Raw genomic sequence first — 13,229 nt, 5'->3', positions numbered from 1 at the left:
TTGTGGGGTTCGGCCTTTCCCCTGGGCTGCCCCGTGCGTCAGGATCTGCGCCATGGACCTGCTGAAGACGCTGGTGGAGAAGGGGCTGCGGCGCGAGCTGCCGACCCGTGAAGAGGCCCTCGCCGTACTGTCGTCCACGGACGACGAGCTGCTCGACGTGGTGGCCGCAGCCGGCCATGTGCGCCGCCAGTGGTTCGGCCGCCGGGTGAAACTGAACTACCTCGTCAACCTCAAGTCGGGGCTCTGCCCGGAGGACTGCTCGTACTGTTCACAGCGGCTCGGGTCCAAGGCGGAGATCCTCAAGTACACCTGGCTGAAGCCGGACGAGGCTGCGGGGGCGGCGGCGGCCGGCGTCGCCGGGGGCGCCAAGCGGGTCTGCCTGGTCGCGAGCGGGCGCGGTCCGACGGACCGGGACGTCGACCGGGTCTCCCGGACCATCGAAGCGATCAAGGAGCAGAACGAGGGCGTCGAGGTCTGCGCCTGTCTCGGTCTGCTGTCGCAGGGCCAGGCGGAGCGGTTGCGGGACGCCGGCGCCGATGCGTACAACCACAACCTCAACACGTCCGAAGGCACCTACGGACAAATCACCACCACCCACACCTATGAGGACCGGGTGGACACCGTCCAACAGGCTCAGGCCGCGGGTCTGTCGGCGTGCTCCGGTCTGATCGCCGGCATGGGAGAAAGCGATCAGGACCTGGTCGACGTGGTCTTCGCACTGCGCGAGCTCGACCCCGACTCGGTGCCGGTCAACTTCCTCATCCCCTTCGAGGGCACCCCCCTGGCGAAGGAGTGGAACCTCACCCCGCAGCGCTGCCTCCGCATCCTCGCCATGGTCCGGTTCGTCTGCCCGGACGTGGAAGTGCGGTTGGCCGGTGGGCGCGAGGTCCATCTGAGGTCCCTCCAGCCGCTCGCCCTGCACCTGGTGAACTCCATCTTCCTCGGCGACTACCTGACGAGCGAGGGCCAGGCGGGCCAGGCCGATCTGGACATGATCGCGGACGCCGGCTTCGAGGTGGAGGGCGCGGGGACGACCACACTGCCCGAGCACCGGGCGGGCGGCTGCGGTTCGGTCTGCGGCAGTGCCTCAACCTCGGAAGAGACCGCTTCGATCGACGGCGGTACGACGGTCCCGGAAGAGACGCCAGCGGGCTGTGGCAGCGCGGCGCCGTCGGGGGAATCGGCCACCGGATGCGGGGGCGGCGCGCCGTGCGGATCCGAGCCGCAATCCCCGCCCGCGGCCCAGGCAGACCCGTCCGGGGTACCCGTACCGCGTACGGACCTGGTCACCGTTCGCCGTCGCGGCGCCGGCACGGATCTCGCGCCCAATGCCTGAGCCCCGTCCGTTCGGCCTCGCCCCGGGACCGCTGTCGGCGGGCGAACTGGTGGCGCTGGATCGCGCCCATGTCTGGCACCCGTACGGCCCCATGCCCGGGCGCGCCGATCCCCTCATCGTGGAATCGGCTTCCGGGGTGCGCCTGCGCCTGATGGAACCCGCCCACGGCCACGATGAACTGATCGACGGGATGTCGTCGTGGTGGTCGGCGATCCACGGCTACAACCATCCCGACCTCAATGCGGCGGCGCAGAGCCAACTCGGGCGCATGAGCCACGTCATGTTCGGCGGACTCACCCATGAGCCAGCCGTGCGACTCGCCACCCGACTCGTCGAGATCACCCCGGAGCCACTCCAGCACGTCTTCCTCTGTGACTCGGGCTCGGTCTCGGTCGAGGTCGCGGTGAAGATGTGCCTCCAGCACTGGCAGTCCGTCGGCCGACCGGGCAAGCGGCGGCTGCTGACCTGGCGCGGTGGCTACCACGGAGACACCTGGCAGCCGATGTCGGTCTGCGACCCCGAGGGCGGGATGCACCACCTCTGGTCGGGGGCGCTGCCTCTCCAGGTCTTCGCCAGCGCGCCGCCGCAGGAGTTCCAGGAGGAGTACGCGGATGCCCTGCGCGATCTGATAGCGCGGCACGCCGATGAACTCGCCGCGGTGATCGTGGAGCCCGTGGTGCAGGGTGCCGGGGGCATGCGGTTCCACTCCCCCGAGTATCTGCGGGTGCTGCGGGACGCCTGCGACGAACACGAAGTGCTGTTGGTGTTCGACGAGATCGCGACCGGCTTCGGAAGGACGGGTGAACTGTTCGCGGCCGACTGGGCAGGGGTCTCACCCGATGTGATGTGTCTGGGCAAGGCCCTGACGGGCGGCTATCTGACGATGGCGGCGACCTTGTGCACCAGTCGGGTCGCCGAAGGCATCTCCCGGGGCGAAGTGCCGGTCCTGGCCCACGGCCCGACGTTCATGGGCAATCCACTGGCCGCATCGGTGGCGAACGCCTCGATCGATCTGCTGCTGGCGCAGGACTGGCGCAGTGAAGTGCGGCGCTTGGAGTCGGGGCTGCGGACGGGGCTCGCACCGGCCGAGGGCGCACCGGGTGTCAAGGACGTCCGGGTGCTCGGGGGCATCGGTGTGATCCAACTCGATCATGAGGTCGACATGGCGGCGGCGACGGCCGCGGCCGTACGGGCGGGGGTTTGGCTGCGCCCCTTCCGGGATCTGGTGTACGCGATGCCGCCCTACGTCACCGATGACGACGATCTCGCCCGGGTGTGCACGGCACTGTGCGAGGCTGCGGCAGCGGGCTAGTTGATGTCGTCGAAGTCCCGCGAGTTCGTCCGAAGGCGGTGCCCGTCGGCGGGGCCGGTCCCTGGGCGACTTGCCGAATGCCGATCGACGGGGTCCCTTCTGCTCCTGCGACCGGTCGACGGCACGACCGACCACCCGCCGTATCGTTCGCACGGTCGTACGACCGAACCATCGAGAGAGGGTCATCGCCACCACCATGGGCATCATCGTCGTCTCCGGCACGGGGACCGAGATCGGGAAGACCGTTGTCACCGCTGCGCTGGTCGCCGTTGCACGGGCCCAGGGCCAACGCGTCGCCGTGGTCAAACCCGTCCAGACGGGGGTCTCGGCGAGCGAGCCGGGTGACCTCCATGAGGTGAGCCGGCTCGGCGGCGGTGTCCACGGCGTGGAGCTGGCGCGCTACAGCGAGCCATTGGCTCCGGCCACGGCGGCTCGACGGGCCGGGGTCGCTGGTGTGGGGCCCGCTGAAACGGCCGCGGCGGTGAAGCGGTTGGCCGACGAGTACGACCTGGTGTTGGTCGAGGGCGCCGGTGGACTGCTGGTGCGCTTCGACGAGGACGGCGGAACGCTCGCGGACACGGCTCGACTGCTCGCCGCGCCCGTGCTGGTCGTGGCCCCCGCGGGCCTGGGCACCCTCAACTCCGTGGCGCTGACGGCAGAGGCCCTCACCGCGCGGGGCATAGCGCAACTGGGTGTCGTCGTGGGGAGTTGGCCGCACCGACCGGATCTGGCGGCGCGATGCAATGCACTGGACCTACCGCAGGTCGCGGGTGCTCCGCTGCTCGGTGCGGTCCCCGAGCGGGCGGGGCAGCTGCGACCGGTGGACTTCCGGGCGCAGGCGGCCCGGTGGCTGGCTCCTCGGCTCGGTGGGGTGTGGGACGAAGGGGTGTTCACCCGAATGGCCGACTGACGGCCGTCATTCGCTGAACGACCCGGTCAGGACCGGTCGGCCGTTGCTGTCCCTGGTGCTCCCGTCCGCTCGTGCGTGGTCCCCGCCCGCTGAACGCGGCTGACCTACCCTGGTCGGATGCGAGCACGGATCGACGAAATCGTCTTCGACTGTCATGACCCGGCCCTTCTGGTGCGCTTTTGGGCCGCGCTGCTCGGGGGCGCACCCGTGGACCGCGACTCCGGCTGGTCCTTCGTCGATCCGCCCGGCTCGGTGCGTGTTGCATTCCAGCAGGTCCCTGAGGGGAAGGCGGCCAAGAACCGGTTGCACCTCGATCTGGCCGCGGGGGACGTCGAAGCGGCGTCGGACGAGGCCGTCGCGCTGGGTGCGGTACGACTCGGTGGGGTCGTCGCGGATCCGCAGGGGCGGTTCCAGGTGCTGGCAGACCCGGAGGGGAACGAGTTCTGCTTCGTCCAGGGTGGCGGAGAGTAGGGAGCAAGGGACACCTGCGTCAGGAGGCCGTGATGGGAACACGTGGCGACACCTCTCCCGATGCCGTCCATCACCCCCTGTTCGCTCGCTTCTACGCCAGGTTCAGCGTGGCCGCCGATCAATCCGCGGGCATTGTGGCCATCCGCGCCGAGTTCCTGGCCGCGCTCTCGGGTCGAGTGATCGAGATCGGTGCCGGCAACGGTCTCAACTTCCCGCACTATCCGACCTCGGTCAGCGAGGTGGTCGCGCTGGAACCGGAGCGTTCGCTACGGGCCCTGGCGGTACGGGCCGCGGACGGCGCCGGGGTCACGGTGGAGGTGGTGCCAGGAGTGGCCGAGGCACTGCCGGTCGAGAACGCGTCCTTCGACGCGGCCGTGATGTCCCTGGTGCTCTGTTCGGTACGGGACGTTCCGCGGGCGCTCAGCGAGGTCCGCCGGGTCCTACGACCTGGTGGTGAACTGCGGTTCTTCGAGCATGGACTGGCCCGGACGCCGGGGGCTGCGCGGGTGCAGAGGGTGTTGGACCGTACGGTGTGGCCCCATTTGTTCGGCGGCTGTCACACCTCACGTGACACGGTTGCCGCGCTGGAGGAGGCCGGATTCCACGACATCCGGTACGAGCGCTTCCGGCTCCCGGAGCGCGGGCTCGCCGCTCCGACTTCGCCCTGTGTGCGAGGCGTCGCGCACAACCCTTGAGGCGTACCGCTGGCCGGGGTCCAACACGGATCACGGCAGGCTGGTGGGCTGGTGGGCTGGTGGGGAGTCAACTGCTCCAGAGGCGCAACTCGTCGGCGATCACCCGGACATCGGCCTTGCCTGACTTCACCAGTCGGGCCAGATCACGCACCCGCTCCGGCGAGGTGTCGACCTGCTCCCCACTGGCCACGAGATAGCCGTAGGCGACGGCTGACGCGTACAGCGCATTGGAGTGCTCCAGGGCCGGCACGTGCAGCAGCAGTTGGAGCAACGAGGCCGCCCGGGTGTGCGGATCGCTGTACACGGGGATGCCGAAGATCTCCGCCTCGTGCCGGCTGACGGCGGCGACGAGCGCACCCCAGTCGGCGACCTGGGGATCACCGGGAGTCCGGTACTCGGCGACCATCAACAGCCAGGCGAGGTCGATCTGAAGGGTCAACGCGGGCCTTCAGCCGCGGCGGGGTCGTACTCGCCGCCCGGTGCGCGCGTGGCGGCAGGGCCGGCAGCCGTGGGGCTCGGGTGGGGATCGTCCGCCGGGGCGCGGTGACGACCGGTGGATGGTTCGTCGAAACCGTGGACGTCCTTGACCGGGCCCGCAGCACCGTCGTTGCCGTCCTCCGCGAAGACGGCGGCATAACGCTTCATGAAGTCGGCGGCAGCCTCCACGAAGGTGCGGCCCGCCTCCCCCGCGTCCTGTCGGACCAGTTCTTCGATGTAGCGGTTGACGCTCATCCCGCGCTGCTGGGCCCGGTCGCGGGCGGCCTGTGCGGTGGATTCGTCCACACGCACGTTCAACTGGGTCTTGGCCATACCAGAAAGCTAGCGCGGTTGCGCTAGCACCCGCAAGCAATACGGCCGACCGGTGCGGGTGCCCCCTACAGGGACCCCGAATGCGCGACCTCCGGGGGATGTTCACCCGGCTCGACAGTCGCCTACTCTCCTCGGACCCATCGAGTGAGGAACGGCCCTGTCCGGGAGGCGGCCATGTCCACACCTGCCCCTGCACCACCGCACGGCCTGGCACCGGGGTTGCCCCTCGCGGCCAGAGCACGGTCCCTGACCAAGGCGTACGGCAGTGGCGAGACGAGCGTACGGGCCCTCGACAGCGTCGATGTCGACATCGCACGCGGGCGCTTCACCGCGGTCATGGGACCTTCGGGGTCGGGCAAGTCGACCCTGATGCACTGTCTGGCCGGGCTCGACACCGTCTCGTCCGGCCAGGTCTGGCTGGGCGAGACCGAGATCACCCCGCTGCACGACCGCGACCTGACCCAACTGCGGCGGGACCGGGTCGGCTTCGTGTTCCAGTCCTTCAATCTGCTGCCCACCCTGACCGCCGCGGAGAACATCACGCTCCCGATGGACATCGCCGGGCGCAAGCCCGACCGGGTGTGGGTGGAACGGGTGATCGACGCACTGGGACTACGGGATCGGTTGCACCATCGACCGGCGCAGTTGTCGGGCGGTCAACAACAGCGGGTCGCGTGTGCCCGCGCCTTGGCCTCCCAGCCCGAGTTGATCTTCGCCGACGAGCCCACCGGCAACCTCGACTCACGGGCGAGCGCCGAGGTGTTGGGTTTCCTCCGGGACGCGGTGGACCGCTTGGACCAGACGGTGGTGATGGTGACCCATGAGCCCGTCGCAGCGGCATACTCGGATCTGGTGCTGTTCCTCGCCGACGGCAGGATCGTCGACACCATCCATCGACCGACGGCGGAGACGGTCCTGGAGCGACTGAGGTCGTTCACCCGTACGGGCCATGTACCCCGATCCCGCGAGCGAAACGCGGACCCGACCCGGGAAGCGCGAGAACGCAGAGACCCCCAAGAACACTGAGACTCCCGAAAACCCTGAGCACCCAGAGACCGCCGAGGCCGCTGAGAACACCGAGCACACCGAGCACACTGAGAAAACTGAGTCCCCCGAGAGCACCGAGCACATCTCAGAAACCCGACGGGGCCGTCCTGTCGCCTGTACCGCGATCGGTCGTATGGAGACCGCTGCCCCAGGACAACCGGTCGCCGCGCACCCGTCGCGCACCCGCACGCACTACGCTGACCAGGGACGATCGGCGAGAAGGTGGTGGCAGCCGGCGACCGTGCCGTGCTTGGCTCATGGTCATGACTTCAGCGATCGACAGTGACACCCCCACCGGACTGGGGATACGAACCGCCCGGGCGGAAGAGGCACGGGCCGTGCTCACGTTCTGGGCCGAAGCCGCCGAGGGCACCAGCATCACCGATGATGTGGCCGGAGTGACCCGACTGATCACCCGGGACCCCGAGGCCCTGATCCTCGCCGAGTGGGACGGCGTCCTGGTGGGGTCGGTGATCGCCGGGTATGACGGCTGGCGCTGCTCGCTCTACCGGCTCGCCGTGCTGCCCGCCTACCGTCGCCGTGGGATCGCCACCGCCCTGCTGGAGGCGGCCGAGGCGCGTTTTCTCGCCGCGGGCGGGCGCCGCGGCGACGCTATGGTGTTGGAAGCCAATGAGCGGGCTCAGCATGCATGGGCGGCGGCGGGGTACCGGCGCGAAGACCACTGGCGACGCTGGGTGAAGCCTTACCCATGGCCCGTCAAAGGCGACTGAGTACGTCAGCCACCTATTCATCGAGCGGTTTTGCCGATCCTTTACCATGGGTGGACCATCACTCTCCGTAGGAAAGGTGTGAGCGTCCATCCATGGGCGAGCCTCCCAGTAGTAGACATCGAGCGTTCCTCCTGCCCCTGCCCGACCATGGGACGGAGGTGACCCGATGACCGAAGTGCTCCTCCTGTTCGTGGCAGTGCTGCTCTCGCTGGCCTGCGGAGTGTTCGTCGCGGCAGAGTTCTCCCTCACCACCGTCGAGCGCAGCGATCTGGAACGCGCCGTCGAGCGCAATGAGCGAGGCGCCGCCAGCGCCCTCAAGGCCGTACGCGGCCTCACCTTCCAGCTCTCCGGCGCACAGCTCGGCATCACCGTCACCAACCTGGTCGTCGGCATGCTCTCCGAGCCCTCCATCTCCAAGCTCATCCGTGGTCCCGTCGAGGACCTCGGACTCTCCCCGTCCGTGGCGTCGTCCGTCGCCCTGGTTCTGGGCACCGCCCTCTCCACGGTCGTTCTGATGGTCGTCGGCGAGTTGGTCCCCAAGAACTGGGCGATCTCGTCCCCACTGGCCGTGGCCAAGGTCGTCGCCCCCGCGCAGCGACTGTTCACCGCCGCCTTCAAACCCCTCATCAGCCACCTCAACAACACCGCGAACCGCATTCTGCGGCGGCTCGGGATGGAGCCGACCGAAGAACTGGCATCGGCCCGCAGCCCCCAGGAGCTCGTGGCGCTCGCACGCCACTCCGCCAAGGAAGGCGCGCTGGAGGCAGACACCGCCGAACTGTTCGTGCGCACCCTGAACCTCGCCGAGCTCACCGCGGAGAACGTGATGACCCCGCGGGTACAGGTCACGGCCCTCGAAGTGCAGGCCACAGCCGAGGACGTCGCCAACGCCACCCGCGCCACCGGCCTGTCCCGCTTCCCCGTCTACCGCGGGAACCTGGACACGGTCGTGGGAATCGCGCACATCAAGGACGTGCTGGCCGTACCGGCCGAGCAGCGTCACCGGCGCAGCATCTCCGAGGTGTTGCGGGAGCCGCTCCTGGTCCCCGAGACCCTGACCGTGGACAGGCTGATGGACCGCTTGGGCGGCAAGTCGACCATGGCCGTCGTCATCGACGAGTACGGCGGCACGGCCGGCGTGGTCACCATGGAGGACATCGTCGAAGAGGTCGTCGGCGAGGTGCGGGACGAGCACGATCCGCACGAAACGCCTGACCTCGCCGCGGCCGGTCATGACGCCGACGGCCGCTCGCTCTGGTCGGCCGACGGTGCCGCGCGCACCGACCAGCTGGAACGGGTCGGCCTGCGCGTTCCGGAAGGCCCGTACGAGACCCTCGCAGGTCTCATCGCGACCGAGCTCGGCCGCATCCCGGCGGAGAACGACCGCATCGACCTCCAGGGCTGGCGGCTCGATGTGGTGGACGCGTCCGGACGGCGGGCGGCACGGGTGCTGATGCACGCCCCGCTCCCCTCCGACGATCCAGACGAGCACCACGACCCGCACGCCGAGCGCGCTGCAAACAGGGAGACGGCCGCCCCCACCGTGGACGGATCGAACTCCCAGCGCCCCGAGGAGACCGGCCGATGATCGCGATCCAACTCCTCATCGGCTTTGCGACCCTCGTGGTCAACGCGTTCTTCGTGGGTGCCGAGTTCGCCCTGATCTCCGTGCGCCGCAGCCAGATCGAGCCGGCGGCCGAGGCGGGCGACCGCCGCGCCCGCAGCGTGCTCTGGGGCCTTGAGCATGTGTCGGCGCTGCTGGCGGCGGCACAGCTGGGCATCACCCTCTGTACGTTGATCCTCGGCATCGTGGCCGAGCCGGCCATCGCCCATCTGCTGGAGCCGGTGTTCGACTCGATCGGGGTGCCCCACGGGGCCGTGCATCCGATCTCGTTCGTGATCGCGCTGTCCCTGGCGACCTATCTCCACATGCTCCTCGGCGAGATGGTGCCGAAGAACATCGCCCTGGCCGAGCCCACGCGCAGTGCGCTCCTGCTCGGCCCGCCGCTCGTGGCCGTCGCCAAGGCGCTGCGCCCGGTGATCTTCACCATCAACGCCTTCGCCAACACCCTGCTCAAGCTGTTGCGGGTGGAGGCCAAGGACGAGGTGGCGGCGACGTACTCGGACGCCGAGCTCGCCCGGATGGTGCGGGACGCCGGCGATGCCGGCCTCTTGGACGACCGCTCGGCCGAGCGGCTGCGCGATGCTCTGGAGCTGGGTCGACGCCCGGTGCGCGACGTGATCATGCCGGTCGAGCAGATCGTGTACGCACGCGTTGGCACCACTCCCGAACAGTTGGAGGCGCTTTCCGCCGAGTCCGGCTTCTCGCGCTTCCCGGTGATCGACACGGGCCGCAACATCCTGGGCTACCTCCATGTGAAGGACGCCCTGGACGCGACCCCGCGCGATGTTGCGTTCCCGGTGACGGCGATGCGGCCGATCGCCCGGGTCCGTGGCACGACCCCGCTGGACGACGCACTGACGGCGATGCGGCGCAGCCGCACCCATCTGGCGGCGGTCCTGGACGAGGACGGCCGGCCCGAGGGTCTGGTGACCATGGAGGACGTACTCCGCGAGCTGGTGGGCACCCAGGACTGACCCAGGCGCACGACAGCGGCGACGGCCTCGACCCTCGATCCTTGAGGGTCGAGGCCGTTCCCGTCCCGGAACACGGTCCGTGCGACACCGGCCGCCTCGGACGGGCGCGGTCGCTCTGCTTCGCGAGGCGCCGACGGGACCTCGAACCAGGCCCCTACTGCACGGTAGTATCGGCTGCGCCATGGAGATGAGTGCCCACTACACAAGCTTCGTCGCGATCGGCGACTCCTTCACCGAAGGCATGTCCGACCTTCAGCCGGACGGCAGCTACCGCGGCTGGGCGGACCTCCTCGCCGCCCGGCTCGCCCTGCGCACCGAAGGGTTCAGGTACGCCAATCTCGCCGTGCGCGGCAAGTTGATCGGCCAGATCGTCGACGAGCAGGTCGGGCCCGCCGCAGCGATGCGAGCGGACGTGGTGACCCTGGTCGGCGGCCTCAACGACGCCTTGCGACCGAAGTGCGATATGGCAAGGGTGTGCGGCCTGCTGGAGGAGGCCGTGGAGCGGCTGGCCCCCACGTGCGGGCGGCTGGTCCTCATGCACAGCCCCGGACGCCAGGGCCCGGTACTGGCCCGGTTCCGTCCGCGCATGGAGGTGCTGTTCGCCCACATCGACGCACTGGCGGCCCGGCACGACGCTCTGGTGGTGGACCTCTATGGCTCCGGCGCGCTCGGCGATCCCCGGCTGTGGGACGCGGACCGACTGCACCTGACGACGGAAGGACACCGCCGGGTGGCGGAAGCGGTCGCCCAGGTGCTCGGGCTGGACCCCGAGGACGATTGGCGAACGCCCCTGGCATCCGCACCGCTCACCGGCTGGGCGGCGCGGCGCGCCGCGGACCTCCGCTTCACCCGACAGCACCTGGGGCCCTGGATCGGCCGTCGGCTGACCGGACGCTCGTCCGGCGACGGCCGTTCTGCGAAGCGCCCCGATCTCCTGCCTTACGAACCGCCGCGGCCCTGAGCGGGGTCGCTGCGGATCTCTCGTAGCAACCTACAACCGAGGCCGGGGCGCTGGCCTGCACAAACCGCCAGTAGAATCAGGCCGTGTGACTGCTGTGTCTGCGAAGCCTCGCATCCCCAATGTCCTGGCCGGCCGCTATGCCTCGGTAGAGCTGGCCGCCCTGTGGTCCCCCGAACAGAAGGTGAAGCTGGAGCGTCAGCTCTGGCTCGCCGTGCTGCGCGCCCAGAAGGACCTCGGCATCGAGGTCCCCGACGCGGCCCTGACCGACTACGAACGCGTCCTCGACCAGGTCGACCTGGCGTCGATCGCCGAGCGGGAGAAGATCACCCGCCACGATGTGAAGGCGCGGATCGAGGAGTTCAACGACCTCGCCGGCCATGAGCAGGTCCACAAGGGCATGACGTCCCGCGATCTCACCGAGAACGTGGAGCAGCTACAGATCAGGCTCTCACTGGAGCTGATGCGCAACCGCACAGTCGCCGTGCTCGCCCGTCTCGGCAAGCTGTCGGCCGAGTACGCGGAGCTGGTGCTGGCGGGACGTTCGCACAATGTCGCGGCGCAGGCCACCACGCTCGGCAAGCGCTTCGCCACGGCAGCTGATGAAATGCTGGCTGCGTACGGACGCCTGGAAGACCTGCTGGAGCGCTATCCGCTGCGCGGGATCAAGGGGCCGGTCGGCACCGCACAGGACATGCTCGACCTGCTCGGTGGGGACGCGGCGAAGCTCGCCGACCTGGAGCAGCGGATCGCCGGCCACCTGGGCTTCTCCCAGGCGTTCACCTCGGTCGGCCAGGTCTACCCGCGCTCGCTCGACTACGAGGTGGTCACGGCGCTGGTACAGCTCGCCGCCGCCCCCTCTTCACTGGCCAAGACGATTCGTCTGATGGCCGGGCACGAGTTGGTCACCGAGGGCTTCAAGCCGGGCCAGGTCGGTTCGTCGGCGATGCCGCACAAGATGAACACACGCTCCTGCGAGCGGGTGAACGGGTTGATGGTGATCCTGCGCGGCTACGCCTCGATGACGGGGGAGCTGGCGGGCGACCAGTGGAACGAGGGCGACGTGTCCTGTTCCGTGGTGCGTCGGGTGGCGCTGCCGGACGCCTTCTTCGCCTTCGACGGGCTGTTGGAGACCTTCTTGACCGTGCTGGACGAGTTCGGCGCCTTCCCGGCCGTCATCGCGCGGGAACTCGACCGCTATCTGCCGTTCCTCGCCACGACCAAGGTGCTGATGGGCGCGGTACGGGCCGGGGTGGGCCGGGAGGTCGCCCACGAGGCGATCAAGGAGAACGCGGTGGCCTCGGCACTGGCGATGCGCGAGCAGGGCGCAGAGCGCAATGAGCTCCTCGACAAGCTCGCCGCGGACGAGCGCATTCCGCTGAGCCGTGACGAGCTGGACGCCCTGATGGCGGACAAGCTGTCCTTCACGGGTGCCGCCGCCGACCAGGTGGCCCAAGTGGTCTCGCGCATCGAGGAGATCGTCAAGCGTCACCCGGAGGCCGCGAGCTACGCCCCGGGGTCGATCCTCTGACCCCCGACGAGTTGGAGGCCGCCCGCGACCGCGTCATCGATGACGTGGTCGCGGGCGGCCTGTCCGTCCTCTTCTGCGGAATCAATCCGGGACTGATGTCAGCGGCGACCGGACACCACTTCGCCCGTCCCGGCAACCGGTTCTGGCCCGTGCTGCACCGTGCCGGATTCACACCCCACCAGTTGCAGCCCGCGCAGCAGCGGGAGTTGCTGACGTACGGATTCGGGATCACCAATGTGGTGGCGCGGGCGACCGCGCGGGCCGACGAGTTGAGCCGTGAGGAGTATGTGGAGGGCGGACGGCTGCTGACGGCGAAGGTGGAGCGGTTGGAGCCGCGCTGGCTGGCCGTGGTGGGTGTGATGGCGTACCGGACGGCCTTCGGCGAGCGCGCCGCGCAGGTGGGACCGCAGGAGCGGACAATCGGCGCAACAAGGATCTGGGTACTTCCCAACCCCAGCGGTCTCAATGCGCACTGGAGCACCGCGGCCATGGCGGAGGAGTACGGCCTGCTGCGCGAGGCCGCCGAGCCCGCGCCCACGGCCTGAGGCACCTCTGCCGTTTCTCCGGTGCCTCCACCGTCATCCACTGTCTTCTTCTCCTCCCGAGCGGCGGCCCCGTACGGGGTGGGCACTTCCTTGGTCGGTCCCGCGTTCTGTGGTGAGGGTGGGCGTTCCGTATCAGCGCACCGGCAGTGCGCCGGGGTGATCGACACGGAAAGTGCCGGCGGGCTCTCAAAGCCGCTGCGCACCGCTTCGGTACGGGCCTCGACCCGCGATGACACCGCCTCGGCCGTCTCCGTTGGTCAGGGAACGAACGCGCTGCGTTGCAGC

13 protein-coding genes and 1 pseudogene are annotated in these 13,229 nt (G+C 69.4%); 12 read left to right on the top strand and 2 right to left on the bottom strand.

Features of this window, described 5'->3' with window-relative positions:
- Window positions 1–52 precede the first annotated feature (52 nt).
- From bioB to ACFXJL_RS21420, 5 genes are all read left to right on the top strand, one after another.
- Window positions 53–1,336 (top strand): biotin synthase BioB, encoded by a 1,284-nt coding sequence (gene bioB / locus ACFXJL_RS21440; RefSeq protein WP_384694687.1) that lies wholly within the window; start codon window positions 53–55, stop codon window positions 1,334–1,336.
- Window positions 1,329–2,648, top strand: coding sequence for an adenosylmethionine--8-amino-7-oxononanoate transaminase (locus ACFXJL_RS21435; RefSeq protein WP_384694684.1), 1,320 nt, complete (start codon window positions 1,329–1,331; stop codon window positions 2,646–2,648). The genes bioB and ACFXJL_RS21435 overlap by 8 nt, the downstream gene beginning before the upstream one ends.
- 196 nt (window positions 2,649–2,844) lie before the next feature.
- A complete protein-coding gene (gene bioD / locus ACFXJL_RS21430) occupies window positions 2,845–3,558 on the top strand; it encodes a dethiobiotin synthase (protein WP_384694681.1) in 714 nt (237 codons plus the stop codon).
- A gap of 117 nt (window positions 3,559–3,675) precedes the next feature.
- Window positions 3,676–4,029 (top strand): VOC family protein, encoded by a 354-nt coding sequence (locus tag ACFXJL_RS21425; RefSeq protein ID WP_384636926.1) that lies wholly within the window; start codon window positions 3,676–3,678, stop codon window positions 4,027–4,029.
- Window positions 4,030–4,061: 32 nt separating this feature from the next.
- Window positions 4,062–4,724, top strand: a complete 663-nt coding sequence (locus ACFXJL_RS21420; protein ID WP_384694678.1) for a methyltransferase domain-containing protein — start codon at window positions 4,062–4,064, stop codon at window positions 4,722–4,724.
- A gap of 67 nt (window positions 4,725–4,791) precedes the next feature.
- On the opposite strand, the gene ACFXJL_RS21415 is transcribed toward ACFXJL_RS21420, so the two are convergent.
- The gene (locus ACFXJL_RS21415; RefSeq protein ID WP_329015217.1) at window positions 4,792–5,163 is read right to left on the bottom strand and encodes a fic family toxin-antitoxin system, toxin component; all 372 of its coding nucleotides are present in this window, start codon (window positions 5,161–5,163) and stop codon (window positions 4,792–4,794) included.
- A 161-nt stretch (window positions 5,164–5,324) separates the two neighbouring features.
- Window positions 5,325–5,534: pseudogene (locus ACFXJL_RS21410) on the bottom strand (antitoxin); the annotation flags it as partial.
- A 174-nt stretch (window positions 5,535–5,708) separates the two neighbouring features.
- On the opposite strand from ACFXJL_RS21410, the gene ACFXJL_RS21405 reads away from it, so the two are divergent.
- The 7 genes from ACFXJL_RS21405 to mug all read left to right on the top strand — a co-directional run bounded on the left by ACFXJL_RS21405 (window position 5,709) and on the right by mug (window position 12,944).
- Window positions 5,709–6,560, top strand: a complete 852-nt coding sequence (locus tag ACFXJL_RS21405; RefSeq protein ID WP_384694675.1) for an ABC transporter ATP-binding protein — start codon at window positions 5,709–5,711, stop codon at window positions 6,558–6,560.
- Between the two features lie 284 nt (window positions 6,561–6,844).
- The gene (locus tag ACFXJL_RS21400; protein ID WP_358879845.1) at window positions 6,845–7,312 is read left to right on the top strand and encodes a GNAT family N-acetyltransferase; all 468 of its coding nucleotides are present in this window, start codon (window positions 6,845–6,847) and stop codon (window positions 7,310–7,312) included.
- A gap of 166 nt (window positions 7,313–7,478) precedes the next feature.
- Window positions 7,479–8,900, top strand: a complete 1,422-nt coding sequence (locus ACFXJL_RS21395) for a hemolysin family protein (RefSeq protein ID WP_384636935.1) — start codon at window positions 7,479–7,481, stop codon at window positions 8,898–8,900.
- Window positions 8,897–9,910 carry a hemolysin family protein gene (locus ACFXJL_RS21390; RefSeq protein ID WP_358879843.1) on the top strand — a complete coding sequence of 338 codons (1,014 nt, stop codon included), beginning with the start codon at window positions 8,897–8,899 and terminating at the stop codon, window positions 9,908–9,910. Before ACFXJL_RS21395 ends, ACFXJL_RS21390 begins: the two co-directional genes overlap by 4 nt.
- A 181-nt stretch (window positions 9,911–10,091) precedes the next feature.
- Window positions 10,092–10,871: an SGNH/GDSL hydrolase family protein gene (locus ACFXJL_RS21385; protein ID WP_384694670.1), complete on the top strand. Its 780-nt coding sequence runs from the start codon at window positions 10,092–10,094 to the stop codon at window positions 10,869–10,871.
- An 85-nt stretch (window positions 10,872–10,956) separates the two neighbouring features.
- Window positions 10,957–12,399, top strand: a complete 1,443-nt coding sequence (gene purB, locus ACFXJL_RS21380) for an adenylosuccinate lyase (RefSeq protein WP_384694667.1) — start codon at window positions 10,957–10,959, stop codon at window positions 12,397–12,399.
- A complete protein-coding gene (mug, locus tag ACFXJL_RS21375) occupies window positions 12,396–12,944 on the top strand; it encodes a G/U mismatch-specific DNA glycosylase (RefSeq protein WP_384694772.1) in 549 nt (182 codons plus the stop codon). The genes purB and mug overlap by 4 nt, the downstream gene beginning before the upstream one ends.
- Window positions 12,945–13,229 lie beyond the last annotated feature (285 nt).

The sequence above is a fragment of the Streptomyces sp. NPDC059256 genome (assembly GCF_042753785.1).
Classification (GTDB): domain Bacteria; phylum Actinomycetota; class Actinomycetes; order Streptomycetales; family Streptomycetaceae; genus Streptomyces.
The sequence above is the reverse complement of the archived record's forward strand: the minus strand, read 5'-3'. Positions and strand labels throughout refer to the sequence as shown.

Coding starts and splice junctions, on each gene's coding strand:
- bioB (WP_384694687.1), top strand. CDS start 53: ATGGACCTGCTGAAGACGCTGGTGGAGAAGGGGCTGCGGCGCGAGCTG.
- ACFXJL_RS21435 (WP_384694684.1), top strand. CDS start 1,329: ATGCCTGAGCCCCGTCCGTTCGGCCTCGCCCCGGGACCGCTGTCGGCG.
- bioD (WP_384694681.1), top strand. CDS start 2,845: ATGGGCATCATCGTCGTCTCCGGCACGGGGACCGAGATCGGGAAGACC.
- ACFXJL_RS21425 (WP_384636926.1), top strand. CDS start 3,676: ATGCGAGCACGGATCGACGAAATCGTCTTCGACTGTCATGACCCGGCC.
- ACFXJL_RS21420 (WP_384694678.1), top strand. CDS start 4,062: ATGGGAACACGTGGCGACACCTCTCCCGATGCCGTCCATCACCCCCTG.
- ACFXJL_RS21405 (WP_384694675.1), top strand. CDS start 5,709: ATGTCCACACCTGCCCCTGCACCACCGCACGGCCTGGCACCGGGGTTG.
- ACFXJL_RS21400 (WP_358879845.1), top strand. CDS start 6,845: ATGACTTCAGCGATCGACAGTGACACCCCCACCGGACTGGGGATACGA.
- ACFXJL_RS21395 (WP_384636935.1), top strand. CDS start 7,479: ATGACCGAAGTGCTCCTCCTGTTCGTGGCAGTGCTGCTCTCGCTGGCC.
- ACFXJL_RS21390 (WP_358879843.1), top strand. CDS start 8,897: ATGATCGCGATCCAACTCCTCATCGGCTTTGCGACCCTCGTGGTCAAC.
- ACFXJL_RS21385 (WP_384694670.1), top strand. CDS start 10,092: ATGGAGATGAGTGCCCACTACACAAGCTTCGTCGCGATCGGCGACTCC.